The organism is Terrabacter terrae, assembly GCF_039529575.1.
GTDB lineage: Bacteria > Actinomycetota > Actinomycetes > Actinomycetales > Dermatophilaceae > Terrabacter > Terrabacter terrae.
Map to the genome: position 1 here is coordinate 1 of NZ_BAAANB010000226.1, position 812 is coordinate 812.

1 protein-coding gene is annotated in these 812 nt (G+C 68.3%); it reads right to left on the reverse strand.

The window, feature by feature from the left end; all coding sequences use genetic code 11:
- Window positions 1-141: 141 nt before the first annotated feature.
- The gene (locus ABD194_RS21350; protein WP_343995285.1) at window positions 142-723 is read right to left on the reverse strand and encodes a P-loop nucleotide/nucleoside kinase family protein; all 582 of its coding nucleotides are present in this window, start codon (window positions 721-723) and stop codon (window positions 142-144) included.
- Window positions 724-812: the final 89 nt, after the last annotated feature.

The following is an 812-nucleotide window of genomic DNA, read 5'->3' on the forward strand; positions in this document are numbered from 1 at the left end:
AGTTGTCCACAACGTTGTCCCCAACTGGGGACGAATGACACATGTGTAACTACATCCACAGGTTTGTCCACAACCAGTGGATAACCATCCGCCCGTCCACAGGGGGTTGTGCGCACGCGCACGTCGTGCGCCGGGGCACCGTCAACGCCGCGGGAGGCCGATCTCGGTGATGATGCGCTCAGCAGTCGCCCGCGCGTCGTCGTGGGCGTTGTCGAGGCGGAGGTGCCGATGACCCGCGAGGAGGTCGCCGTCGCCCGCCGGGTCGCTGGTGAGGCGAGCACGGGTGTCCAGCTCGACCACGTGGGCTCGTGCCCAGTCCACGTCGCGCTTGCTGCGCTTGTGGTCCATCCGGTCGTCGCCGCCCTCGCGTGACAGGCGGACGGTCTGCGGCGCATACAGCTCGACGACGTCGATCGGCGCGCCGGCGGCCTCGACCGGGGCGACCAGCTCTCGGAGCAACGCCCGCTCGCCCGTGCGGTCGAAATCGATCGCGAAGCTGAAGACGAGCCCCGGCAGGTCCGCCCTGACCGCCTCGGCGATCACCTCGCGCCGGATCAGCGTGTTGATCCGGCGGAAGGAGGGTGAGTCGAAGTCGAAGACGCCGAGCAGCGGCTCGATCGACATGTGGTTGTGGAAGAGCCGGAAGCCGGTGAGGTCGCAGACCGCCCGGCCGACGGTCATCTTTCCGACGGCCGGTGGCCCGATGATGCAGAGCAGGTGCACAGCCGGAACCTAGCCGTCGGCGCCTCCCGACGTCACCGCCGGCCGTTGCTCCAGGCCGTCACTGCAGGCCGAAGTCCTTGGAGCTGATC